Origin of the sequence: Allokutzneria sp. A3M-2-11 16 (assembly GCF_024213555.1) — a bacterium.
Classification (GTDB): domain Bacteria; phylum Actinomycetota; class Actinomycetes; order Mycobacteriales; family Pseudonocardiaceae; genus Allokutzneria.
In genome coordinates this window covers 1,860,020-1,883,425 of record NZ_JANAVO010000001.1, presented here as the reverse complement: position 1 = coordinate 1,883,425, position 23,406 = coordinate 1,860,020, and the positions used below count along the sequence as shown (strand labels likewise).

Annotated in this window: 18 protein-coding genes; 14 read left to right on the top strand and 4 right to left on the bottom strand. The window is 70.9% G+C overall.

The window, feature by feature from the left end; translation table 11 throughout:
• The first annotated feature begins 16 nt into the window (after positions 1 to 16).
• From NLX83_RS09425 to NLX83_RS09415, 3 genes are all read left to right on the top strand, one after another.
• Positions 17 to 586, top strand: a complete 570-nt coding sequence (locus NLX83_RS09425; RefSeq protein ID WP_254234445.1) for a Uma2 family endonuclease — start codon at positions 17 to 19, stop codon at positions 584 to 586.
• A 214-nt stretch (positions 587 to 800) separates the two neighbouring features.
• The gene (gene leuS, locus NLX83_RS09420) at positions 801 to 3,659 is read left to right on the top strand and encodes a leucine--tRNA ligase (protein ID WP_254234444.1); all 2,859 of its coding nucleotides are present in this window, start codon (positions 801 to 803) and stop codon (positions 3,657 to 3,659) included.
• Between the two features lie 82 nt (positions 3,660 to 3,741).
• Complete coding sequence (locus tag NLX83_RS09415) at positions 3,742 to 5,280, top strand: alpha/beta hydrolase (RefSeq protein WP_254234443.1); 1,539 nt, start codon at positions 3,742 to 3,744, stop codon at positions 5,278 to 5,280.
• Here NLX83_RS09415 and NLX83_RS09410 read toward each other — a convergent pair.
• Entirely contained in the window at positions 5,273 to 6,001 is a 729-nt protein-coding gene (locus tag NLX83_RS09410) for a TetR/AcrR family transcriptional regulator (RefSeq protein ID WP_254234442.1), read from the bottom strand. The genes NLX83_RS09415 and NLX83_RS09410 overlap by 8 nt on opposite strands.
• Positions 6,002 to 6,144: 143 nt before the next feature.
• Here NLX83_RS09410 and NLX83_RS09405 point away from each other — a divergent pair, with 143 nt between their 5' ends.
• The 11 genes from NLX83_RS09405 to NLX83_RS09355 all read left to right on the top strand — a co-directional run bounded on the left by NLX83_RS09405 (position 6,145) and on the right by NLX83_RS09355 (position 20,961).
• Entirely contained in the window at positions 6,145 to 8,319 is a 2,175-nt protein-coding gene (locus tag NLX83_RS09405) for an MMPL family transporter (RefSeq protein ID WP_254234441.1), read from the top strand.
• Between the two features lie 171 nt (positions 8,320 to 8,490).
• Positions 8,491 to 11,115: an MMPL family transporter gene (locus NLX83_RS09400; protein WP_254234440.1), complete on the top strand. Its 2,625-nt coding sequence runs from the start codon at positions 8,491 to 8,493 to the stop codon at positions 11,113 to 11,115.
• Between the two features lie 246 nt (positions 11,116 to 11,361).
• Positions 11,362 to 12,348 (top strand): LacI family DNA-binding transcriptional regulator, encoded by a 987-nt coding sequence (locus NLX83_RS09395; protein ID WP_254236153.1) that lies wholly within the window; start codon positions 11,362 to 11,364, stop codon positions 12,346 to 12,348.
• Positions 12,348 to 13,976: a sugar ABC transporter ATP-binding protein gene (locus tag NLX83_RS09390; protein WP_254234439.1), complete on the top strand. Its 1,629-nt coding sequence runs from the start codon at positions 12,348 to 12,350 to the stop codon at positions 13,974 to 13,976. Before NLX83_RS09395 ends, NLX83_RS09390 begins: the two co-directional genes overlap by 1 nt.
• Positions 13,973 to 14,941 (top strand): ABC transporter permease, encoded by a 969-nt coding sequence (locus tag NLX83_RS09385; protein ID WP_254234438.1) that lies wholly within the window; start codon positions 13,973 to 13,975, stop codon positions 14,939 to 14,941. The genes NLX83_RS09390 and NLX83_RS09385 overlap by 4 nt, the downstream gene beginning before the upstream one ends.
• Positions 14,942 to 14,967: 26 nt before the next feature.
• Positions 14,968 to 15,912, top strand: coding sequence for a substrate-binding domain-containing protein (locus NLX83_RS09380; protein ID WP_254234437.1), 945 nt, complete (start codon positions 14,968 to 14,970; stop codon positions 15,910 to 15,912).
• Between the two features lie 26 nt (positions 15,913 to 15,938).
• Positions 15,939 to 16,871 carry a substrate-binding domain-containing protein gene (locus NLX83_RS09375; protein WP_254234436.1) on the top strand — a complete coding sequence of 311 codons (933 nt, stop codon included), beginning with the start codon at positions 15,939 to 15,941 and terminating at the stop codon, positions 16,869 to 16,871.
• Positions 16,868 to 17,764, top strand: a complete 897-nt coding sequence (locus NLX83_RS09370; RefSeq protein WP_254234435.1) for a ribokinase — start codon at positions 16,868 to 16,870, stop codon at positions 17,762 to 17,764. Before NLX83_RS09375 ends, NLX83_RS09370 begins: the two co-directional genes overlap by 4 nt.
• The gene (gene rbsD, locus NLX83_RS09365) at positions 17,761 to 18,150 is read left to right on the top strand and encodes a D-ribose pyranase (protein WP_254234434.1); all 390 of its coding nucleotides are present in this window, start codon (positions 17,761 to 17,763) and stop codon (positions 18,148 to 18,150) included. Before NLX83_RS09370 ends, rbsD begins: the two co-directional genes overlap by 4 nt.
• A gap of 240 nt (positions 18,151 to 18,390) precedes the next feature.
• The gene (gene ptsP, locus NLX83_RS09360) at positions 18,391 to 20,037 is read left to right on the top strand and encodes a phosphoenolpyruvate--protein phosphotransferase (protein ID WP_254234433.1); all 1,647 of its coding nucleotides are present in this window, start codon (positions 18,391 to 18,393) and stop codon (positions 20,035 to 20,037) included.
• A 99-nt stretch (positions 20,038 to 20,136) separates the two neighbouring features.
• Positions 20,137 to 20,961 carry a class I SAM-dependent methyltransferase gene (locus NLX83_RS09355; protein ID WP_254234432.1) on the top strand — a complete coding sequence of 275 codons (825 nt, stop codon included), beginning with the start codon at positions 20,137 to 20,139 and terminating at the stop codon, positions 20,959 to 20,961.
• A 9-nt stretch (positions 20,962 to 20,970) separates the two neighbouring features.
• On the opposite strand, the gene NLX83_RS09350 is transcribed toward NLX83_RS09355, so the two are convergent.
• Genes NLX83_RS09350 through macS form a run of 3 tightly spaced genes read right to left on the bottom strand, consistent with a single transcriptional unit; the run spans position 20,971 to position 23,316 of the window.
• A complete protein-coding gene (locus NLX83_RS09350; protein WP_254234431.1) occupies positions 20,971 to 21,546 on the bottom strand; it encodes a DUF1707 SHOCT-like domain-containing protein in 576 nt (191 codons plus the stop codon).
• Positions 21,539 to 22,213, bottom strand: a complete 675-nt coding sequence (locus NLX83_RS09345; RefSeq protein ID WP_254234430.1) for a response regulator — start codon at positions 22,211 to 22,213, stop codon at positions 21,539 to 21,541. Before NLX83_RS09345 ends, NLX83_RS09350 begins: the two co-directional genes overlap by 8 nt.
• Complete coding sequence (gene macS, locus NLX83_RS09340; protein WP_254236152.1) at positions 22,210 to 23,316, bottom strand: MacS family sensor histidine kinase; 1,107 nt, start codon at positions 23,314 to 23,316, stop codon at positions 22,210 to 22,212. The genes NLX83_RS09345 and macS overlap by 4 nt, the downstream gene beginning before the upstream one ends.
• Positions 23,317 to 23,406 lie beyond the last annotated feature (90 nt).

Here is a 23,406-nt window from a genome sequence, read left to right as displayed (position 1 = left end):
AGAGGCGGTGAATGAGATGTCCAGCGCCGTGGAGTTGGGTCCCTACACCCTGGACGACTGGCTGAACCTCGAGCCGGTGGAGGGTTACCGCGTTGAGCTTGTCGACGGGCACTACGTCATGAGCCCAGCTCCGGCCATGCTGCACAACTACGTCGCGGACGAGCTGAGGGTCGTTCTGCAGAACGCGGTCAAGTGGCTCGGGCTCGTCGCGGTCACCGGCATCAACGTCCGCGTCGGTGACCGTGGCTACATTCCCGATGTCGCGGTCTGCGGATTGACCGACTCCGTGGTGACGCCTGCCGAGGAGATCCTGCTCGCCGTGGAAGTGGTGTCACCGTCGACGGTCAGGACCGATCGACTGGAGAAACCGACCGCGTACGCCGCTGCCGGCATCCCCCGCTACTGGCGGGTCGAATTCTCTGCGGCACGGACTCCGACGATCTTCTGCTACGAGTTGGACGGCGGTGGCTACCGGCAGGTGGCCTTCGCCGATGGCGCCGCCACCGCTGAGGTGTCGGTGACCGACGAGGTCGTGGTCAAGCTGAACGTGCACGACATCCTCCCTCCGGAGCGGCGGAGCCGCTGACCGGCGCGGCAGCCCGGGCGGTAAGGGGGTTGAGGCCGGGAGTACTCTGTATGCGTGAGCACTGGTTTTCTGCTCCTTAGCCAGCCGCGCTGACCGTCGGAACGGTTCGCGCGGCAACCCCTCATGCCCTCCCTGGGCTGGGGGGTTTGTTGTTGCTAGGGCCAGAAAGTGTTCGCGCGGGGACGCCCGCACCCGGGAAGGAAAGGGAACGACGATGAGCACCGAGGCAGCCGCCGAGAGCGGCACCCAGGACGCGGTACCGGCGCAGCGGTACACCGCGGCGCTGGCTGGCCGGATCGAGCGGCGCTGGCAGGACCACTGGGAGGACAACGGGACCTTCCACGCGCCGAACCCCTCCGGTTCCCTGGCCGACCCGGACGCCGCGGCGGGCCGCGAGAAGCTGTTCGTCCAGGACATGTTCCCCTACCCCTCCGGGGCCGGGCTGCACGTCGGCCACCCGCTGGGCTTCATCGGCACCGACGTGTTCGCCCGCTTCCACCGGATGAACGGCCGCAACGTCCTGCACACCATGGGCTTCGACGCGTTCGGCCTGCCCGCGGAGCAGTACGCGGTGCAGACCGGGCAGCACCCGCGCAAGACCACCGAGGCCAACATCGAGACCTACCTGCGGCAGATCCGCAGGCTGGGCCTGGGCCACGACGACCGGCGGCGGATCTCCACGATCGACCCCGGCTACTACAGGTGGACCCAGTGGATCTTCCTGCAGATCTACAACTCCTGGTTCGACACCCGGGTGAACCGGGCCCGGCCGATCGCCGAGCTGGAGGCGGAGTTCGCCGCGGGTGAGCGCGCCACCGCGGACGGCCGAGCGTGGGCCGAGCTGAGCGCGTCGGACCGGCAGCGCGAGCTGAACTCCTTCCGGCTGGCCTACCTGTCCGAGGCGCCGGTGAACTGGTGCCCCGGCCTGGGAACGGTGCTGGCCAACGAGGAGGTCACCGCGGACGGCCGCAGCGAGCGCGGCAACTTCCCGGTGTTCCGCCGCAACCTGCGCCAGTGGATGATGCGGATCACCGCCTACTCCGACCGCCTGGTGGACGACCTGGACCGGCTGGACTGGCCGGACAAGGTCAAGGCCATGCAGCGCAACTGGATCGGCCGCTCCCAGGGCGCGCGGGTCAGCTTCACCGCGGGCGAGCACGCGATCGAGGTCTTCACCACCCGCCCGGACACCCTGTTCGGCGCGACCTACATGGTGCTGGCGCCCGAGCACCCGCTGGTGGACTCGCTGCTGCCGGACGCGTGGCCGTCCGATGTGGACAGCCGGTGGACCGGAGGGGCCGCGACCCCGGCCGAGGCGATCGCCGCCTACCGCCGCGCCGCCTCGATGAAGTCCGAGCTGGAGCGGCAGGAGAACAAGGACAAGACCGGTGTCTTCGTCGGCGCCTACGCGGAGAACCCGGCCAACGGGGCCAAGGTCCCGGTCTTCGTGGCCGACTACGTGCTGAGCGGCTACGGCACCGGCGCGATCATGGCGGTGCCCGGTCAGGACACCCGCGACTGGGACTTCGCCGAGGCGTTCGGGCTGCCCATCATCCGCACCGTCCAGCCCACCGAGGGCTTCGAGGGCAAGGCGTTCACCGGAGACGGACCCGCGATCAACTCCGGCTTCCTGGACGGCATGGAGGTCGACGAGGCCAAGTCGCGGATGATCGCGTGGCTGGAGGAGCGCGGGGTCGGCGAGGGCACCGTCCAGTACAAGCTGCGCGACTGGCTGTTCTCGCGGCAGCGCTACTGGGGCGAGCCGTTCCCGATCGTCTACGGCGCGGACGGGGTTCCGCGCGCGCTGCCGGAGAGCATGCTGCCGATCGAGCTGCCCGAGGTCGACGACTACTCGCCGAAGACCTTCGATCCCGAGGACGCGCAGAGCGAGCCGTTCGCGCCGCTGGGCCGCGCGACCGAGTGGGCCGAGGTCGAACTGGACCTGGGTGAGGGCAAGCAGACCTACCGCCGCGACATCAACACGATGCCCAACTGGGCCGGTTCGTGCTGGTACCAGCTGCGCTACATCGACCCGTACAACGCGGAAACGCTGTGCGACCCGGGTGCCGAGCAGTACTGGGTCGGCAAGGACGAGGCCAGGCACGGCGCGGGCGACCCCGGTGGCGTCGACCTGTACATCGGCGGCGTCGAGCACGCGGTGCTGCACCTGCTGTACTCGCGGTTCTGGCAGAAGGTGCTGTTCGACCTGGGGCACGTCACGGCCGAGGAGCCCTACCGGAAGCTGTTCAACCAGGGCTACATCCAGGCCTACGCCTACACCGACGCGCGCGGCTCGTACGTGCCCGCCGAGGACGTTGTCGAGCGCGACGGCAAGTACTTCCTGGGAGACCAGGAGGTCAACCGCGAGTACGGCAAGATGGGCAAGAGCCTGAAGAACGTCGTCACGCCGGACGAGATGTGCGACAACTACGGCGCCGACACCTTCCGGCTGTACGAGATGTCGATGGGTCCGCTGGAGCTGTCGCGCCCGTGGGCGACGAAGGACGTCGTTGGCGCGCAACGGTTCCTGCAGCGGCTGTGGCGCAACCTGGTCGACGAGGAGTCGGGCGCGCTGCGCGTCACCGACGCGGCGCCGGACGAGGAGACGCTGCGCGCGCTGCACAAGGCGATCGCCGGGGTCCGCGAGGACTACCAGAACATGCGCAACAACACCGCCGCGGCGAAGCTGATCGAGCTGAACAACCACGTCACCAAGCGCTACTCCGCCGAGGCGGGCACGCCGCGCCAGGTGGCCGAGGCGATGGTGCTGATGCTGGCGCCGCTGTGCCCGCACGTCGCCGAGGAGCTGTGGAACCGCCTGGGGGTCAAGGAGTCCCTGGCGCACGGGCCGTTCCCGGTCGCCGAGGAGCGGTACCTGGTCGAGGACTCCGTCGAGTACCCGATCCAGGTCAACGGCAAGGTCCGCTCGCGCGTGGTCGTCCCGGCCGACGCCGGGGTGGACCAGGTCAAGGCGGCCGCGCTGGCCGAGGAGAAGATCGTCGCCGCGCTGGCGGGCGGCGAGCCCCGCAAGGTGATCGTGGTCCCCGGCCGCCTGGTGAACGTCGTGCTGTAACCCTGCGTTCTTTACGGAACCAATGCGGCATTGGTTACGCGAGACGTAACCAATGCCGCATTGGTTCGGTACGGTCGGGAGCATGATCGGGGGGCGGTACCGCGCGTTCGCGGTGGTGGGCCTGGCGGTTTCGGCGTTGTTGTCCGGGGTCGCGCCCGCGCAGGCGAACTCGTTGTCCTGGAAGGACTGTGCGGGCAACGCCGATCTCAAGTGCGCGTCGCTTGAGGTGCCCATGGACCACGCCGATCCCAACGGTCCACGCGTCGCGCTCGCGCTCGTCAAGGCACCCGCGCGCAAGCCCGCGGAGCGGCTGGGCTCGTTGGTGGTCAACCGCGGCGGTCCGGGCTTCTCCACCATCCAGTACCTCGAACTGATCAAGGCCAAGCAGCTGGCGGCGCCGTGGGACGACCGGGTATGGGACCGGTACGACGTGATCGCGCTCGACCAACGCGGTGTCGGCAAGGCGGTCCCCGCCGTGAAGTGCTTCGCGACTCCGGAGGCGGCGGCCGCGTTCGGCGCCGGAGTGCCCACCATTCCGGTGAGCCCGTCCGAGGTGATGAAGCGCGCCGCCAAGGACGCCGAGTTCGCCGCGGAGTGCCGCGAGCACACCGGAAAGCTGCTCGATCACCTCTCGACCGCTGTCGTGGCAAGGGATCTCGACCTGGTGCGCGCGGCGCTCGGCGAGCTGCGGCTGAACTTCCTCGGCCAGTCCTACGGCGTCGCGCTCGGCACCGTCTACGCGAACCTGTTCCCCGCGCGCGTCGGCTCGTTCGTGCTGGACAGCGTCCTGAACCCGGCGAGCACCACCAAGGGGCCGATCGGTTCCGTGCCGTCCGAGCGGATCGGTTCGGACACCTCGACCCGCGACACCATGCGCGAGTTCCTGCGGTTGTGCGCGCAGGGCAAGGCTTGCCAGTTCGCCAAGCACGGGCCGCGCGCCTACGACGAGCTGCTCGCCAAGCTGCGGGCGAAGCCGCTGGCGTTGACCACGCCGGAGGGCAAGAAGGTCTCGCTGACGTACTCCAAGCTCGTCGTCTACGTCGGTGGTCGGCTGTACCAAACGAACGCGTGGTCCACGATCGACTACATGCTCGACCTGACGCATCGTGCGCTCGCTGGCGAGGCCGGTGCCGACCTCGCTCAGGTCGTGTCCTATTTGGACGAATACGAGCCGGACAACCCGTACAACGAGCTGACTCCCGCCTACAGCGCCTTCACCTGCAACGACGATGACACGTCGAAGTTCGCGTTGGCGTGGTGGGCGGCGGCCGAGCGCCGGGAGCGGATCGCACCTCACTTCGCGACGCTGCGCGCCTACGAGACCAGCCAGTGCGCGTCGTGGCAGGCGAAGCCGAAGGAGCGCTACACCGGCCCGTGGACGGCGAAGACCGAGAAGCCCGCGCTGATCATCAACAACCGCTTCGACCCCGCGACGCCGCTCGCCGGGGCCGTCGAGCTGAGCCGGACCCTGAACAGCCGCCTGCTGATCTCGGAGGGCTGGGGGCACATCACCGCGCAGCAGTCCACGTGCGCGATCGCCGCCACCTCCGACTACCTCACGACGGGCGCGCTGCCCAAGCCCGGCACCACCTGCAAGCCGAACGCCGTTCCGTTCAGCTAGAGAAGCCGACGACCGAGGCGAGTTCGGTGAGCATGGACTCGAAGAGCGGTTCGGCGTCGTTGACCGCGAACGGGAAGCGGCCGAAGACCTCCAGTGCCACGTGGCCGTACATCCGCGCCCACCACTGCAGGATCAGGTAGATCGTGCCGAGCTGGAGCTTCTCCCCCGCCACCTGGTGACCGGCCGCGGCCAGGCTGGCGGCGAGGTCGTCGCGGTAGGCAGTCAGCTCGCCGCGCAGCCGCTCCGGCACATCCAGCGACCCAGACGGGTAGATCTTGTGCTCGCTCAGCAGCGGGCCCGCCACCTCCAGGAACACCCGGCCGAAGTGGTCCTGGGCGGGGCGGTTGGCGGGGGTTCCGGTCTCCTCGGGGCTGGTGGCGAAGACGAGGGTGAACTCCCGGGGATGGGCCAGCGCCCACTGCCGGAAGCCTCGGCACACCGCGAACACCCGCTCGGTCGGCTGGGAGATGGGGATCGCGCTGAGCTGTGGGTTGAGCGTCGCGGCGAGGTCGGCGGAGATGTCGTCGCAGACGTGCCGCAGCAGGTCGGCCCGCGAGTCGTAGTAGCGGTACAGCGCGGGCGCGGTGATGCCGAGTTCGCGGGCGATGGCGCGCAGGGTGACGGCGTGGCTGCCGTCCTCCACGAGCAGGCGACGGGCGCAGGCCAGGATCTCCCGTTCGGTGTCCGCCCGAAGCTTTTCGCGCCGAGTGCTCTCGGTCATACCTCACTCCATCGGGTTGTAAACGGTGTTCACCGTCGCGTACGGTGACGAACTGGTGGGTGAACACCGTTTACTGACTGCGCCGGCTCTCGCACGGTAGCCGCAGCGCTCGCTGGACCACCAGTTTCCTGGAGGGCTCGATCGTGTTCGTCTCGTGGGGTTCCGTCGTCCACCGCCGCCGCTGGCTGGTGGCCATCGCGATCGTGCTGTTCACGGTCATCGGCGGGGCCTGGGGAGCCGGGGTCTTCGGCCAGCTCTCGCAGGGCGGCTACGAGGACCCGGGCAGCGAGGCGGCGCGGGCGAGCGCCACCGCCAAGGAGGCCCTCGGCCGCCAGGGCGGCGACCTCGCGGTCGTCTACACCGTGCCGACCGGCACCGTGGACGACGCGGCGGTCGCCACCAAGATCACCGAGCGGCTGCGCGCGCTGCCCACCGACAAGGTGGAGCGCGTGCTGTCCTACTGGGACACCAGGGCGCCGCAGTTCGCCGACGCGGAGAAGAAGCGCGGGATCGCCGTGGTCACGCTCCGCTCCGGCGACGAGAACGAGAAGATCAGCCAGTACCCCGAGCTGCGGGACAAGCTCCAGGTCGAGGGCGTGCGCGCGGAGATCTCCGGGTTCGTGCCGATGGCCGCAGCGATCAACGAGACCACCCAGACCGACCTGATCAAGGCCGAGCTCGTCTCCGTCCCGCTCACCCTGATCCTGCTCGTGGTGATCTTCGGCGGCCTGGTCGCGGCCTCGCTGCCGGTGGCCGTCGGCGGCCTGGCGATCCTCGGTTCGCTCGGCGTCATCCGGGTCATCTCCTCCTTCGCCGAGGTCAGCACGTTCGCGGTGAACGTCGCCTCGCTGCTCGGGCTCGGCCTCGCGATCGACTATGGGCTGTTCATGGTCGGGCGCTTCCGCGAGGAGATCGCGGCGGGCCGCGCGACCCCGGACGCCGTGCGCCGCACCGTGGCCACCGCGGGCCGCACCGTCGCGTTCTCGGCGACGCTGCTGATCATCGCGCTGGCCGGGCTCCTGCTGTTCCCGCAGGGCTTCCTCAAGTCCGTCGCGTACGGCGGCATGGCGGCGGTGGGCATCGCGGCGCTGGTCTCGCTGACCCTGCTGCCCGCGCTGCTGGCCGTGCTCGGCAAGAAGGTGGACGCGCTCGGCCTGCCGTGGCGGAAGAACAAGCGCGCCGCCGCGGAGGAGGGTCGCGGCTGGCACCGGCTGGCCACCGGGGTGATGCGTCGCCCCGCCCTGGTCGCGGTGCCGATCGTGGCCGTTCTGCTGCTGCTCGGCGCGCCGTTCCTCGGCGCGAGCTTCGGCGCGGTCACCGAGAAGGTGCTGCCCGCCTCCAACGCCACCCGCCAGGCCACCGAGACGCTGAACACGAACTTCCCCGGCCTGGCCAACGACGGCGCGCAGCTGGTGATCAAGAGCCGTGACGGCTCCGCGCCCGACCAGCGTGCGGTGGCGAGCTTCGCCGCCTCCGTGGACAACGTGCCCGGGGTCAGCGCCGTCCAGGTGACCGGGGCGGCCAAGGACGTCGTCACGCTGAGCGCGAAGCTGCCCGGCGACTCGATGGGCAGCGCCGCCAAGGACGCGGTCACCGCGATCCGCTCCGTGTCACCGCCGCCGAATACCGACCTCCTGGTCGGCGGGATCACCGCGCAGGTGACCGACTCGCTGGACGCGATCATCGAGCAGCTGCCGCTGATGGCCGTCGTGGTGATCGGCGCGACGCTGCTGCTGATGTTCCTCGCGTTCGGTTCGGTGCTGCTGCCGGTCAAGGCCGTGGTGATGAGCGCGCTGAGCCTGTCGGCGACCTTCGGCGTGCTGGTGTGGGTGTTCCAGGACGGCCACCTCGCCGACCTGATCGGGGTGACCCCCGGGCCGCTGGAGGCCGGGATCGTGGTGCTGATGGCGGCCGTCGTGTTCGGCCTGTCCACCGACTACGAGGTCTTCCTGATGTCCCGGATGGTCGAGGCGAGGGCGAAGGGCGCGAGCAATGCCGAAGCGGTCGCCACCGGCATCGCCAAGACCGGGCGGGTGATCAGCGCGGCCGCCGTCCTGCTGATCGTGGTCACCGGCGCGTTCGCCTTCTCCGACGTGGCGATGATGCGGTTCGTCGGCGTCGGCATGATCCTCGCGCTGGTGCTGGACGCGACCGTCGTGCGGATGCTGCTGGTCCCCGCCGTCATGCGGCTGCTCGGCAACGCGGCGTGGTGGGCGCCGGGGCCGCTTCGGAGGCTTCAGCAGCGAGTCGGCCTCCAGGAGTCCGACGACCTTCCGGAGGACACCGCAACGTCCAGGACTCCCCAGCCTGTGGCCTGACAAGCAAGATCCACAGAGGCTTCACCCAACCGTGTTTGCCTGCACCTGGAAAAGGCTACTTTCAACATCAGACTTCTTTCTGTGACGCTATCGTTAGCGGATACCCCCGAGTAGCTTCTGTCGCGTTCCACCGTTTGGCGTAAAAAGTTCGGGATCTCCTACTGAGAGTGATTGATCTGCTGCTCAGAGGCCGGACTGGCCGGACGGTTGTGGTTGCCGGACTGCTGCCATCCGGAGGGGCTCGTGTTCGCTGCTTGGGGTTCGATCGTTCACCGCCAACGCTGGCTGGTCGTCGCGGCCGTGCTGCTGATCGCGCTGCTGGGCGGTGCGTGGGGCAGCGGGGTCTTCGACCGGCTCTCCCAGGGCGGCTACGAGGACCCGACCAGCGAGGCCGTGCAGGCGACCAAGGCGGTGGAGAGCTCGCTCGGCAAGCCGGGTGGTGACTTCGTCGCGATCTACACCGTGCCGCAGGGCTCGACCGTGGACGACCCGAACCTGGGCCAGCGGATCAACAGCAGGCTGAGCACCCTGCCGAAGGACAAGGTCGCCAAGGTCGTCTCCTACTGGCAGCTGCCGAACCCGCAGTTCGCCACCCCGGACAAGCGTCGCGGCGTCGCGGTGTTCACCCTCGCGGGCGCCAACGAGGACGAGAAGCTGGCCGCGTTCGACGAGGTCCGCGAGATGATCTCGGTCGACGGCGCGCAGAGCACCGTGACCGGCTACTACGCGCTCGGCAAGGAGATCAACGAGACCTCGCACAGCGACCTGGTGCGGGCCGAGCTGATCTCGCTGCCGGTGACGCTGGTGCTGCTGGTGCTGTTCTTCGGCGGCCTGGTCGCGGCCTCGCTGCCGGTGGCCATCGGCGGCCTGACCATCCTCGGCGCGCTCGGTGTGCTCCGGCTGCTCACCGTCTTCGGCGACGTGAACACCTTCGCGGTGAACGTGGCCACGCTGCTCGGGCTCGGGCTCGCGATCGACTACGGGCTGTTCATGGTCGGCCGGTTCCGCGAGGAGCTGGCGGGCGGTCGTTCCACCGAGGACGCCGTGCAGCGCACCGTCGCGACGGCGGGCCGCACCGTCGCCTTCTCCTCCACCCTGCTGGTGATCGCGCTCGGCGGTCTGCTGCTCTTCCCGCAGGCGTTCCTCAAGTCCGTCGGCTACGGCGGCATGGCCGCGGTGGGCATCGCCGCCGTGCTCTCGCTGACCCTGCTGCCCGCGGTGTTCGCGGTGCTCGGCCGCCGGGTGGACTCGCTGTCCATGCCGTGGCGGCGCGGCAAGGGCGCCGTGCAGCACCGCGAGTGGCCGGGCTGGCGCAAGCTCGCCGACTGGGTGATGAAGCGCCCGGTCTTCGTCGCCGCGCCGATCCTGGCGCTGCTGTTCGTGCTCGGCGCCCCGTTCCTCGGCGTCAACTTCGGCGCGGTCACCGAGAAGGTGCTGCCCCAGGAGAACTCCGCCCGCCAGTCCGCCGAGCAGCTGATGCGGGAGTTCCCGCAGCTCGGCGCGGACGGCGCGCAGATCGTGCTGCGCGGCTACCAGGGCAAGGCGCCGACGCCGGAGACCGTGCAGAAGTTCATCGGCGAGGTCGGCAAGGTCCCCGGCGTCACCGAGGTGCGGCCCGGCCAGGCCGCCGGTGACGTCGCCACGATCAGCGCGAAGCTGCCCGGTGGCTCGCTCAGCTCCGAGGCCAAGACCGCCGTCGCGGACCTGCGCAACCTCTCCGAGCCGCAGAACACCGAGGTCATGGTGGGTGGCCGCACCGCGGAGGTGGTGGACAGCCTCGCCGCCACCGCCGCCCAGCTGCCGTGGATGATCGGCCTGGTGGTCGGCGCGACCATGGTGCTGATGTTCCTGGCCTTCGGCTCGGTGATGATGCCGATCAAGGCCGTTGTAATGAGCGCGGTGAGCCTGACCGCGACCTTCGGCGCGCTGGTCTGGGTGTTCCAGGACGGCCACGGCGCCGATCTGCTCGGCGTGGAGCCGGGGCCGCTGGAGGCGGGCGTCGTCGTGCTGATGGCGGCCGTGGTCTTCGGCCTGTCCACCGACTACGAGGTCTTCCTGATGTCCCGGATGGTCGAGGCCCGCGAACGCGGCGCGACCACCGAGGAGGCCGTGAGCATCGGCCTCGGCAAGACCGGCAAGGTGATCAGCGCGGCCGCCGTGCTGCTGATCGTGGTCACCGGCGCGTTCTCGTTCTCCGACATGGCGCTGATGCGCTTCATCGGGATCGGCATGATCCTCGCGCTCGCGCTGGACGCCACCATCGTGCGGATGCTGCTGGTCCCGGCCCTGGTGAAGCTCCAGGGCGAGTTCACCTGGTGGGCGCCCGCCTCGCTGCGGCGGTTGCAGCAGCGGATCGGCCTCCAGGAGCGCGACGAGCTGGACGAGCTGGTGCCCGCGGCGGCCAAGGCGCTGGAGACCACCTCCACCACCCGGATGCCCCGGTTCGCCGAGCGCGCCATCGCGGTGGCCTCGGTGGTGCTGGAGCCGGAGCTGATCCACACGGTGCGCAACGCCAAGCGCGACTTCCTGCACCGCCTGGAGCCGCTGCGGCCGGAGCTGTTCCAGTACTGCCTGCGCCTGGCGGGCGACATCAACCACGCCGAGCGGCTGGTGCAGGAGACCATGGCCCGCGCGTTCGTCGCCTGTACCGAGATTGCGAACCCCGGGATCGACCGGCCGCTGCCCTGGCTGATGCGGATCGCGACCAAGACCCACGTGGACTCGTGGCTGAAGCGGGTGCCGCCCGCCACCGGGCGCCTGGTGATGCACCGGACGACGGCGCAGCTCATCGGGTGAGCCCGCGGAGGGGATGACGCGTCCGGCTACGGAGCCGGACCGCGTCATCTCGTTCCGTCGCGTGGGTGTCATCCGCTGGGCTGAATGTCGGCCTTTCGGTCGACACAGAAGTCATCTGTTTCGATTCAGTCCGGAATCCTTCTTGTGTATTCGATTAACCGGGTCGTGTAATCGAATACACGCACGGCTTGTGTCACGGTGAAAACGCCCGTGATCACAATGGGAGGAGCGCCAACGGTGGCCACGATGAAGGACGTCGCGCGTCGCGCGGGCGTCTCCACCGCCACCGTCTCCCGGGTGCTCAACGGCCACTCCGCCCCCACCCCGGAAACCCGCGCCAGGGTGCTCGCCGCCGTCGACGCGCTGGAGTACCGGCCGAACGTGCTGGCCCGCTCCCTGCGGGTGCACTCGACGCAGACCCTCGGCCTGGTCATCAGCGACCTGCTCAACCCGTTCTTCGCCGAGATCGCCCGCGCGGTCGAGGACGAGGCGCGCAAGCACGGCTACGTGGTGATCTTCGGCAACGCCGACGAGAACGTGGAGCAGCAGGAGCGCTACGTGCGCACGCTGCTCGACCGCAGGGTGGACGGCCTGCTGGTGTGCCCGGCGACCGACGACGACGGCTGGGTCAGCGAGGTCAGCGCGCGCAACGTGCCGCTGGTGCTGCTCGACCGGCGGATCGACGTCGGCGGCGCCCCGGTCGTCTACGCCGACGGCGCGGCGGCGCTGCGCGAGCTGGCGGCGCACCTGGTCGGGCTCGGCCACCGCCGCATCGGGGTGATCTCTGGCCCCGAGGACACCAGCACCGGCCGCGAGCGGCTGCACGCGTTCAACGACGCACTGCGGACACTCGGTCATCCGCTGTCACCCGACCTGGTCACGCACGGGGACTTCCGCCGCCGCAGTGGCGCGAACGCCGCGTCGTGGCTGCTCGGCCAGCCGGAACCGCCTACGGTGCTGGTCGCGATGGACAACCTGATGGGGCTCGGCGCGCTGGAGGAGCTGCGCAGGCTGGGCAGGCGCATCCCGGACGAGGTCGGCCTGGCGATCTACGACGACCAGCCGTGGTTCCCGCTGTTCGAGCCCGCGATCACCGTGGTCGCCCAGCCCACCGAGGAGATGGGCGGGGCCGCCGTGCGCAGCCTGCTCGCGCTGATCAACGGCGAGCAGCCGGGAGAAGTGCACCTCGACGCGCGCCTCATCGTCCGGGCGTCCTGCGGGGAGAGGCTGTGATGAGCCCCCAGGCGATGAGCACCGAGCTCCTTCGAGCCGAAGGAATCACCAAGCGCTTCACCGGGGCGCTCGCCCTCTCCGACGTGGACTTCGACCTGCGCTCCGGCGAGGTGCACGTGCTGCTCGGGGAGAACGGCGCGGGCAAGTCCACGCTGGTCAAGGTGCTCGCGGGGGCGCACAGCCCGGACGCGGGCCGGATCGTGGTCGGTGGCAGGGAGGTCCGGCTCGGCTCGCCGCAGCAGGCCGCGAAGCTCGGCATCGCCGTGATCCACCAGGAGCTGACGCTCGTCCCTGACCTCTCCGTCGCGGAGAACCTGTTCCTCGGCCGGATGCCCCGGCGCTTCGGCTTCGTCGACCGCGCGCTCATCCGCCGCCGCGCCCGGGGGATGCTGGAGCGGGTCGGCCTGCCGGTCGATCCGGGCACCCCGGTGCGCGAGCTGGGCATCGCCCAGCAACAGATGGTGGAGATCGCCAGAGCGCTGGACACCGACGCGAAGGTGCTGGTGCTCGACGAGCCGACCGCGGCGCTCACCGAGACCGAGACCGACCGGCTGCTGGAGATCATGGCCGAGCTGCGGGAACAGGGCGTCGGCCTGGTCTTCATCACCCACCACCTCGAAGAGATCCGGCGGATCGCCGACCGGATCACCGTGCTCCGCGACGGCGAGAGCGTGGGCGTGCTGCCCGCGGGCTCCAGCGTGGACGAGATGGTCCGGGTGATGGTCGGCCGCACGATCTCCGAGCAGTACCCGCGCCGGGCCCAGGAGCCGGGCGAGATCCTGCTCAGCGTCTCCGGGCTGACCAGGAGCGGCGCGTTCGAGGACGTATCCTTCGAGGTCAGGGCCGGTGAGGTGCTCGGAGTCGCCGGACTTGTCGGCTCCGGGCGGACCGAGGTGGCCAGGGCGGTCTTCGGTGTGGACCGTTACGACTCCGGTGAGGTCGTGGTCGCGGACCGCCGCCCCAGGCCGGGTGACGTGCGCGCGGTGATGCGGGCCGGGCTCGGCCTGGTGCCGGAGGACCGCAAGGGCCAGGGCCTGGTGCTCACGTCCAGCGTCGGCGAGAACCTCGGGCTGGTCACGATGCGCGCGGCGACCAGGGGCGGTTTCGTCGACCGGAAGGCGCAGCGGGTGCGGACCGCCGCGATGGCGGGCAGGCTCCGGGTGAAGTCCTCCGGACAGGACCAGCCGGTGCGCGAACTGTCCGGCGGCAACCAGCAGAAGGTCGTGATCGGCAAGTGGCTGCTGGCCGACGTGCGGGTGCTCGTGCTGGACGAGCCGACGCGCGGGGTCGACGTCGGCGCCAAGGTGGAGATCTACGAGCTGATCAACGAGCTGACCGACGCCGGGCACGCGGTGGTGCTGATCTCCAGCGACCTGCCCGAGGTGATCGGGATGAGCGATCGCGTGCTGGTCATGTCGGCGGGCCGGGTGGCCGGTGAGCTGCCCGCTTCCGAGGCGACCCAGGACGCGGTGATGGCCCTCGCGGTCTCCGGCAGTGCGGTCACGCCGAGCCGGTGGTCGCACACGGAGGGCTTCTCCGACTCGTGGCGGGAGGCGGAGCGCGACACCCGGCGCCCGCGGCCCGCCGAGGAGAGCATCGCGGAAACGACGTGGGAGCAGGCGACATGACGACGACCCTGGTCGAGCGGGACGACGACCGCATCGACCTGCGCAGGCTGCTGTCCGACAACGGGGCGCTCGGCGGGCTGATCGTGCTCGTGCTGGCCCTGGCGGTCATGGCGCCGAACTTCCTCACCGCGCAGAACCTGCTCAACGTCGGCGTGCAGGCCGCCGTGGTGGCGGTGCTCGCGTTCGGGCAGACCTTCGTGATCGTTTCGGGCGGGATCGACCTGTCGGTCGGCAGCGTCGCCGCGCTCTCCGGGATGGTCGCTGCGTGGTCGTTCACCGAGGCGGGCCTGCCCGGCTGGCTGGCGCTGGTCGCGGGCCTGGTGACCGGGCTGGCCGCCGGTCTGGTCAACGGCGTCATGGTCAGCTACGGCAGGCTGCCCGCCTTCATCGCGACCCTGGCGATGCTCAGCGTGGCCCGCGGTCTGACCCTGGTCGTCTCCGACGGCACCCCGAAGTCCACCCCGGACGAGATCACCGCGCTCGGCAGCACGATCGGCGACTACCTGCCGGTTCCGCTGCTGGTCATGCTCCTGGTGTTTGGTTTGACCGGAATCATCCTGACCCGGACCTACGCGGGGCGCACCATGTACGCGGTCGGCGGCAACGCCGACGCCGCGCGGCTGTCCGGGATCAACGTGCGCCGTTCCACCCTGGTGGTCTACGGCCTCGCCGGAGTCTTCGCCGCGGTGGCCGGGCTGTTGCTGGCCGGTCGCCTGGCGTCGGCGGGGCCGCAGGCAGCGGTGGGCTACGAACTGGACGCCATCGCCGCGGTCGTCATCGGCGGGGCTTCGCTGTCCGGCGGTGTCGGCAGGGCCACGGGCACCTTCGTCGGTGCCCTGGTGCTCGCGGTGCTGCGCAACGGGCTCAACCAGCTCCAGGTGACGCCCTTCTGGCAGCAGGTGGTCATCGGAGTGGTGATCGCCCTCGCCGTCCTGTTCGACACGCTCCGCCGCCGGAACAAGTGATCTCCACAGGAAGGGTCAGTCTTTCGATGAAGAACTTCGGTCGCCATCGGAGCGTCGCAGCGGCGGTCCTGGCAGCCTCCGCGCTGGTGCTCACCGCGGCGTGCGACTCAGGCTCGACCGGCGACGACGGCGCGCCCGCCATCTCCATCGCGTTCTCGGTGTCGACGCTGAACAACCCGTTCTTCGTCCAGCTCAGGGACGGCGCGGAGCAGGCGGCCAAGGACATGGGCGTCAAGCTGATCGTGCAGGACGCGCAGAACGACGCCACCAAGCAGATCAACGACGTGCAGTCCTTCGTCACGCAGAAGGTGCAGGCGATCCTGGTCAACGCGGTGGAGACCGACCAGTCCGCCCCGATCGCCACCGCCGCGAGGAACGCGATGATCCCGCTGGTCGCGGTGGACCGCTCGATCGACGGGCCGGTCGTCTCCGAGGTGACCTCGGACAACGTGCAGGGCGGCCAGCTCGCCGCGGAGGCGCTGGCCAAGGCAGTCGGTCCCGGTGACGTGGTGACCCTCCAGGGCATCTCCGGCACCTCGGCCAGCCGCGACCGCGACGAGGGCTTCACCCAGGGCATGGCCCTGCGCAGCAGCATCCGCGTGGTCACCAAGAAGGGCGCCGAGTTCGACCGCGCCAAGGGCATGGACGTGATGACCGCGCTGATGCAGTCGCAGCCCAAGCTCAAGGGCGTGTTCGCGGAGAACGACGAGATGGCGCTCGGCGCGGCCAAGGCCCTCGGCGCGCGGGCGGGCAAGGACGTGATGATCGTCGGCTTCGACGGCACGCCCGACGCGCTGGCCGCCGTGCAGGGCGGCAGCCTCGCGGCGACGATCGCCCAGCAGCCGCGCGAACTGGGGCGCCTGGCTGTGGAGCAGGCGGTGAAGACCGTCCGCAAGGAGAAGGTCCGGCAGTTGATCGAGGTCCCGGTCAAGGTCGTGACCAAGGACAACGTCGCGGGTTTCCGCAACTAGTTGATCAGGTGAAAGGGACAACCCAGATGAAGCTCACCCGCCGGGCCGCGTTCGCGGCCGTCGCCGTGGCCACACTCGCGCTGACCGCCGCGTGCGGTGGTGCCGCGGGCTCCGGTGGCTCCGGTGGCGAGATCACCGTCGCGCTCTCCGTCTCCACGCTGAACAACCCGTTCTTCGTGCAGCTGCGCGACGGCGCCCAGGAAGCGGCCAAGGCCCTCGGCGTGAAGCTCGTCGTCCAGGACGCGCAGAACGACCCGGCCACCCAGGTCAACCAGGTGCAGACGTTCACGACCCAGGGCGTGAAGGCGATCATCGTCAACGCCGTCGAGTCCGACCAGGCCACCCCGGCGGCCAAGGCGGCGGAGAACGCGAAGATCCCGGTGGTCGCCGTGGACCGCGCGGTGAACAACGCCAAGATCGCCTCGCAGATCGCCTCCGACAACGTCGCGGGCGGCAAGCTGGCCGCCGAGGCGCTGGCCAAGGCGATCGGCGGCGCCGGTGACGTGGTGGTGCTCCAGGGCACCCCGGGCACCTCCGCCGCGCGCGACCGCGGCCAGGGCTTCACCGAAGGCATCAAGGCGAGCGCGGGCGTGAAGGTCGCCGCGCAGCAGGCCGCGGACTTCGACCGCAGCAAGGGCCTGGAGGTCACCACGAGCCTGCTGCCGACGCAGGCCGCGCTGAAGGGCCTGTTCGCGCAGAACGACGAGATGGCCCTCGGCGCGATCAAGGCGCTGGCCGGTCGCGACGTGAAGGTCGTCGGCTTCGACGCCACCGAGGACGGCCTGGCCGCGATCCAGGCGGGCACCATGGCGGCCACCATCGCCCAGCAGCCCCGTGAGCTGGGCAAGCTCGCCGTCGAGCAGGCCGTGAAGGCGGCGAAGGGCGAGCCGGTCACCGCCAAGGTCGACGTCCCGGTCAAGGTCGTCACCAAGGAGAACCTGGCCGAGTTCAAGAAGTGAGCTCTTCTGGGCGGGTCGTGGTCATCGGGTCGGCGAACGCCGACCTGGTGGTCGCGCTGAACCGGCGGCCGGGTCCTGGCGAGACCGTCATGGGCTCGGACCTGGTCGTCTCCCCCGGCGGCAAGGGCGCCAACCAGGCGGTCGCGGCGGGCAGGCTCGGCGCGGACGTCGTCTTCCTCGGCGCGGTCGGCGAGGACGAGCACGGGGCGCTGCTGCTGGACTCGTTGCGCGGAGCGGGCGTCGACGTCTCCCACGTGGCGCGGCCCGATCGGCCGACCGGCAACGCCTACATCATGGTGACCCCGGACGGCGAGAACTCGATCGTCGTTTCCCCCGGCGCGAACTCCGCGGTGTCGGAGTCCGACGTGGACGCCGCCCGTGCGGTGCTTGCCGATGCCGCGGTCATGGTGCTGTCACTGGAAATCCCACTGTCCACAGTGGACTACGCGGTCGCAAGAGCGGTGGAGCTGGGCGTCCGGCCGGTGCTCAACCTGTCGCCGACCGCTGAGCTGTCCGCCGAGGTGCTGGCGGCGCTGAACCCCTTGGTGGTCAACGAACACGAGGCCGCGTGGCTGCTCGGATCCGATGGTGCGCCAGAGGATCTGGCCGCCCGGCTGCTGGACGTCGGGCCGCGCTCGGTCGTGGTGACCATCGGCGCCAAGGGCGCTGTGGTGGCAGATCGCGACGGGGTCCAGACGGTTCCGTCGCCGCGGGTGACCCCGGTGGACACCACCGGAGCCGGTGACGCGTTCACCGGAGCGCTCGCGGGGAGGCTCGCCGCGGGTGAGGACATGGTCGAAGCCGCGCGCTTCGCGGTCCGCGTCGCGGCGACGTCGGTGACGCGGCACGGGGCGCAGCCCTCCTACCCGCGTGCCGACGAGGTGCTCGGGTGAGGCGCAGGGGAATCCTGCACGGGGAGCTGAGCGCGGCCCTGGCCCGGCTCGGGCACACCGACCGCGTGGTGGTCGCCGACTGCGGGCTGCCGATCCCGGCCGGGCCGCAGGTGATCGACCTGGCCTTCTCGTTCGGCGTGCCCACGTTCCTCCAGGTGCTCGACGGGCTGCTGGCCGAGCTCGTGGTGGAGTCCGCCGTGGTCGCCACCGAGATCGACGGGAGCAATCCGTCCTGCGCGTCGGCGCTCGCCGACCGCCTGCCGCAGGCGCGGCGCATTCCCCACGAGGAGCTGAAGTGGCTGCTCGTGGGCGCCAAGCTGGTGGTGCGGACCGGTGAGGCCAGCCCCTACGCGAACGTGGTCCTGCGCTGCGGCGTGCCGTTCTAGCCGTTCTAGGCGAGCAGGAACGCCAGCGGGGACAGCACCATGGCCAGCAGGACGAGTCCGGCGATGATGCGGATGCGGCGGGATCGGGTCTCGGCGTTCATATCGCCGGAGCCTAGGCTGCCGATGACGCTCAGCTGCACGGTGGTCGCCCTCGGTGACTCGAACGGGTGACCAGCTGCGGTGATCAGTCGCTGCGATCCCGGTATTGACGCTGGTCCGAGGTTCGATATGGTCTAGACCATGGCAGCGTTGCAGCTCACAGGTGTCGGTGTCAGCCCCGGCCGGGCCTCGGGCCCCGTCGTCCGCGTCGCCGACCCGCTCGGTGAGCCATCGGCCGTTCCCGCGCCCACCGACCCCGAGGCCGAGGCGGGCCGCATCGCTCCCGCCGCCGCGATCGTCGCCGACCGGCTCAACGCCAAGGCCGCGACCGTTGAAGGCGACTCCCGCGCGGTACTGGAGACCACCGCGGCGATGGCCATGGACCCGGCGCTCGCCAAGCAGGCCGCCAAGCTCGTGCGCGACCGCGCTCTGCCCGCCCCGCGCGCCGTCTTCGAGGCGGCCAACGTCTTCGCCGCCGGACTGGAGGCGGCAGGCGGCTACCTCGCCGAGCGCGCCCAGGACGTCCGCGACGTGCGGGACCGGATCGTCGCCGAGCTGCTGGGCATCGACCCGCCCGGCGTCCCCGAGCTGTCCGGCCCGAGCGTGCTGGTGGCGCGGGACCTGGCGCCCGCCGACACCGCCGGGCTGGACCCGGCCATGGTGCTCGCCCTGGTCACCGAGGAGGGCGGGCCGACCAGCCACACCGCGATCCTCGCCCGCTCGCTCGGCATCCCCGCCGTCGTCGCCGTGCGCGGAGTGCTGGCGCTGGACGCGGTCGGACTGGTCGTCGACGGGAGCACCGGAGCCGTCGAGGTCCCGGACGGGCCGGTCGAGGTCGTCGCCGCGACGGTGCAGGCCGAACCGGAGTGGGACGGCACCGGGCGCACCGCGGACGGCCAGCGCGTCAAGATCATCGCGAACGTGGGTTCCGCCGACGACGCCACGACGTCGGTCGCCGCGGGGGCCGAGGGCGTCGGCCTGTTCCGCACGGAGTTCTGCTACCTCTCCGCGACCACCGAGCCCTCCGTCGCAGCGCAGCGCACCGCCTACGCCAAGGTGCTGACGCCGTTCCGGGGGAAGCCGGTCGTCGTGCGCACCCTGGACGCGGGCGCGGACAAGCCGCTGCCGTTCCTCACGCCGGAGGACGAGCCGAACCCCGCGCTCGGCGTCCGTGGCCTGCGCATCGGCCGCGAACAGCAGGGCGTGCTCGACCGCCAGCTCGAAGCCATCGCGGGCGCGGCGGCCGACTCCGGGGCCGAGGTCTCGGTGATGGCGCCGATGGTGGCCACCGCGGAGGAGGCCGCCTGGTTCGCCGAGCGGGTCCGCGCCGCCGGGCTGCCGAGGGCGGGCGTGATGATCGAGGTCCCGGCGGCGGCCCTGTCCGCCAAGGAGATCCTGGCCGAGGTGGACTTCGTCAGCCTCGGCACCAACGACCTCGCGCAGTACGTCTTCGCGGCCGACCGCATGCTCGGCGCGCTGGCCGCGCTCAACGACCCGTGGCAGCCCGCGCTGCTGCGGCTGATCGCCCTGGTCGGCGACGCGGGCGCGGAGCTGGGCAAGCCGGTCGGCGTGTGCGGTGAGGCCGCGGCCGATCCCGCGCTGGGCTGCGTCCTGGTCGGCCTCGGCGTGACGAGCCTGTCGATGAACGCCGCCGCCCTGGCCCGCGTGGGCTCCACGCTCGCCGGGGTGACCGCGGACGCGTGCCGCCACGCCGCCCGCGCGGTGCTCTCCGCCAAGGACCCCGCACACGCGCGCGCCGTCGCCCGAGCAGCCCTCCACCTCTCCTGACCGCTCGCCGAGTTCCGGCGTCTTCAAGTACCCCCGACCCGGCCCCCAGCGATCGCAAACCGCCCCCAACCCCGGGGACCACCGAGCTAGGCTCGCGCCGTGGACAGCGGCAGCGAGCAGCAGATGCGGGCGAACCAGGCCAACTGGGACGCCCGCACTCCGATCCACGCGGAAAGCCGGTTCTACCAACGTGATCCGGAGACGTGGTTCGCCGACTGGGAGTGGGCCGACCTCGGCGAGCTGACCGGCCGGGACGTGCTGACCCTCCAGTGCCACCTCGGCACGGACGTGGTCGCGTTCGCCCGCCACGGCGCTCGCGCGGTCGGACTCGACCTCTCCGGAGCCGCGATCGAGGAGGCCCGCGCCCGCGCGCAGCGGTCGGGCGACGACGTGGAGTTCGTGCACGCCAACGTCTACGACGCGGTGGAAGCCCTTGGCGGACGGCGGTTCGACGTCGTCTACACCGCGAAGGGCTCGCTCTGCTACCTCCCGGACCTGCCCGCGTGGGCAGCCGTGGTGGCCGACCTGCTCAAACCCGGTGGGCTGGCGTACATCGTCGACTTCCACCCGCTGTTCAACGCGCTCGGACCGCGCCAGCACGCCGACGACGGCCCGGACCTGTTGCTGCGCAACGACTACCTCGAAGGCCGTGGCGCGATCGAGAAGAACTCGACGCACACCTACACCGACGGTCCGGCGTTGTCGGGCTCGACGCGGGCCTACGAGTGGCGGCACGGCATCGGCACGCTGATCACCGCGTTGGCCGGAGCCGGACTGCGGATCGAAGGGCTGCGCGAGACCGAAGAACTCCAGTGGCCGCGTTGGTCGAACATGGTTCAGGTGGAGCCGGGGTGGTGGCGACTGCCGGAGGACGAGCCGCGCATCCCACTGCTGTTCGCCTTGCGCGCCACCCGAGATCTGTGAGAACGCGGCCTAGCTGAAGAACCTCCGCAGACCGCGCTTCTTCTTCGGCGGCGGCAGGATGTTCAGCGAGCCCATCCGCAGCGTTCCGGTGAGCACGAAGTGCGGGACGCCGCGGTGATCACCGGGCCCCACCTTGTCGGTCACCGTGGACATCACCGGGACGAGCTCGTCGGTGTTCACCGTCGCACCGCGCGGCAGCACCAGGGTCGTCGAGCCCGCGGTGCTGTCCATCTCCACGGTGACCAGCGGCTCCGCGATCACCGCCTCGGTGAAGTCCAGCCGGCTCGTGCCCAGGTTTCCGCGCAGCACCACCGTTCTCGGCACCACCCACCGCCCGGTCCGCTGCATCGTGGAGCCGGTGTGCCGCAGCTCCAACGAGCCCTTGGCGGCCGCGGTGTCCAGCACCATCCCCGGGATGTCCATCAGCACCGAGTTCAGCTCCGCGCGGACCACGGCGGACGCCGCGCGGGTGGAGCGCTCCGAGAAGTCCGACAGCGACAGCCTGCCCTGGCCGACCGCGCGTTGCAGCAGGCCGAGCACGTGCTCCCGCTCGGCGTCGGAGACGCGGAGGTCGCGGTCACTCATCCGGGTCCCCGTCCAGTCCGTGCTCGATGGCGTAGCGGGCCAGCTCCACCCGGTTGTGCAGCTGGAGCTTGCGCAGCGTCGACTGCACGTGGTTCTCGACGGTGCGGTGCGAGATCACCAGCCGGTCGGCGATCTGCCGCGCGGTCAGCCCCTTGGCCACCAGGCGCAGCACCTCGGTCTCCCGCTCGCTCAGCCGCGGCGTGCCCGGGTCGGCATCCGGGCCGGTCGCGGCCATCCGCCGGTACTCCCCCAGCACCAGCCCGGCCAGGCCCGCGGTGAACACGGCGTCCCCGGCCGCGGTCCGCCGCACGGCGTCGACCAGCTCCTCCACCGACGCGGACTTGAGCAGGTAGCCGGACGCGCCCGCCTTGACCGCCTCCAGCACGTCGCTGTGCTCGCCGCTGGCCGAGAGCACCAGCACCCTGGTCCCCGGCAGCTCGGTGGTGATCCGCCCGGTGGCCTCGACCCCGGTGCTCGCCCCCATGTTCAGGTCCATCAGCACGACCGCGGGCCGCACCGTGCGGGCGATCCGCACCGCGGCCTCGCCGTCGCTGGCCGTGGCCAGCACCTCGAACCCGCGCTCGGCCAGGTCCCTCGCGACGCCGTTGCGCCAGATCGGGTGGTCGTCGACGACCATCACCGACACGGTCGCTGTTGTCTCGGTCATTCCGTTCCCCCTCGCCGCACCTTGATCTCCCACTCGACCCCGTCCCCAGGAGCGGTCAGCAGTGCCAGGCTGCCACCGAGGTCGGCGACCCGTCCCCGGATCGACCGGGACACGCCCATCCGGCCCTCCGCCTCCGCCTCGGCGAGCCGCCCTTCCGGGATGCCGGGGCCGTTGTCCCGGACGCTGAGCACCACGTCGTCCCCGAGGTCCTCCAGCAGCACCCAGGCCCGCGCGTCCGGCCCGGCGTGCTTGTCCGCGTTGGCCAGCGCCTCCCGCGCGATCGCGACCAGCTCCGTCGCGGTGCTGGTGGGCAGCCGCACCGGAGTGGCCGGCACCGACACCTGAACCTGTGGCGTGGCAAGCACTTGCAGCTGCGGGCCGAGGTCGACCTCGCCGTCGACGCTGGAGTCCGGCGGCGCCGCCGAGATCAGCGACCTGAGCGCGACCTCCTGTTCCCCGGCCAGCTTCGCCAGCTCCGCGGCCTCCCCGCCGACCTCCGACCCGCGCCTGCGCACCCGCGACAGGACCTGGAGCACCCCGTCGTGGATCGACCGCGCGAGCCGTTCCCGCTCCGCGGTCGCGGCCTGCGCCCGCAGCGCCTGGTCCAGCTGCATGGCCGAGCGCCGCGCGGTCGTCGACGCCATCCCGATCACGAAGCCGACCGCGATCAACATCACCGTGTCCCGGACGATGTCGATGGTGAAGTAGCCCCTGACGAGGAAGCTGACCAGCGCGTTCGTCCCGCCCGCGAGGAGCCCGCCCACCTGGCCGCCGTGGATCGCGGCCACCACGATGCAGCTCGCGCCCCACACCGTGGTGATCGTCGGGCGCGGCGTCTCCAGATATCCCCTATCCAGAACGAGCGCCGACAAGCCGATGAGAACGAGGGTGAGCAGGACGTCGACGACGACGATCGGGGCCCGGCGGCCGGACTCCCTGCTGTAGGCGTACGCGGTGAAGACGGTCCAGCCCGCCATCACCCCGAGGACCAGCCAGCCCAGCCATTGCCGCTGGTACTCGCTTTGGTGAAGGAGCAACCCCATGGTGGCGAAGACAAAGGTGCCGACCCGGAACAGCACCGCGCCGCGCCACAACGGGGCCATCGTCGAAGCCAGGGTGTCCTCGGCCGTTGACGTCGACACGGCGTTCCCCCTTCCGGAAGCGGCACCGGCCATCCTGCCGGGTCGCCGCGG

Bases quoted from the DNA above. Each gene is read 5' to 3' on its own strand.
- NLX83_RS09425 (WP_254234445.1), top strand. From the start codon at position 17: ATGTCCAGCGCCGTGGAGTTGGGTCCCTACACCCTGGACGACTGGCTG.
- leuS (WP_254234444.1), top strand. From the start codon at position 801: ATGAGCACCGAGGCAGCCGCCGAGAGCGGCACCCAGGACGCGGTACCG.
- NLX83_RS09415 (WP_254234443.1), top strand. From the start codon at position 3,742: ATGATCGGGGGGCGGTACCGCGCGTTCGCGGTGGTGGGCCTGGCGGTT.
- NLX83_RS09410 (WP_254234442.1), bottom strand. From the start codon at position 6,001: ATGACCGAGAGCACTCGGCGCGAAAAGCTTCGGGCGGACACCGAACGG.
- NLX83_RS09395 (WP_254236153.1), top strand. From the start codon at position 11,362: ATGAAGGACGTCGCGCGTCGCGCGGGCGTCTCCACCGCCACCGTCTCC.
- NLX83_RS09390 (WP_254234439.1), top strand. From the start codon at position 12,348: ATGAGCCCCCAGGCGATGAGCACCGAGCTCCTTCGAGCCGAAGGAATC.
- NLX83_RS09385 (WP_254234438.1), top strand. From the start codon at position 13,973: ATGACGACGACCCTGGTCGAGCGGGACGACGACCGCATCGACCTGCGC.
- NLX83_RS09380 (WP_254234437.1), top strand. From the start codon at position 14,968: ATGAAGAACTTCGGTCGCCATCGGAGCGTCGCAGCGGCGGTCCTGGCA.
- NLX83_RS09375 (WP_254234436.1), top strand. From the start codon at position 15,939: ATGAAGCTCACCCGCCGGGCCGCGTTCGCGGCCGTCGCCGTGGCCACA.
- ptsP (WP_254234433.1), top strand. From the start codon at position 18,391: ATGGCAGCGTTGCAGCTCACAGGTGTCGGTGTCAGCCCCGGCCGGGCC.
- NLX83_RS09350 (WP_254234431.1), bottom strand. From the start codon at position 21,546: ATGAGTGACCGCGACCTCCGCGTCTCCGACGCCGAGCGGGAGCACGTG.
- NLX83_RS09345 (WP_254234430.1), bottom strand. From the start codon at position 22,213: ATGACCGAGACAACAGCGACCGTGTCGGTGATGGTCGTCGACGACCAC.
- macS (WP_254236152.1), bottom strand. From the start codon at position 23,316: ATGGCCCCGTTGTGGCGCGGCGCGGTGCTGTTCCGGGTCGGCACCTTT.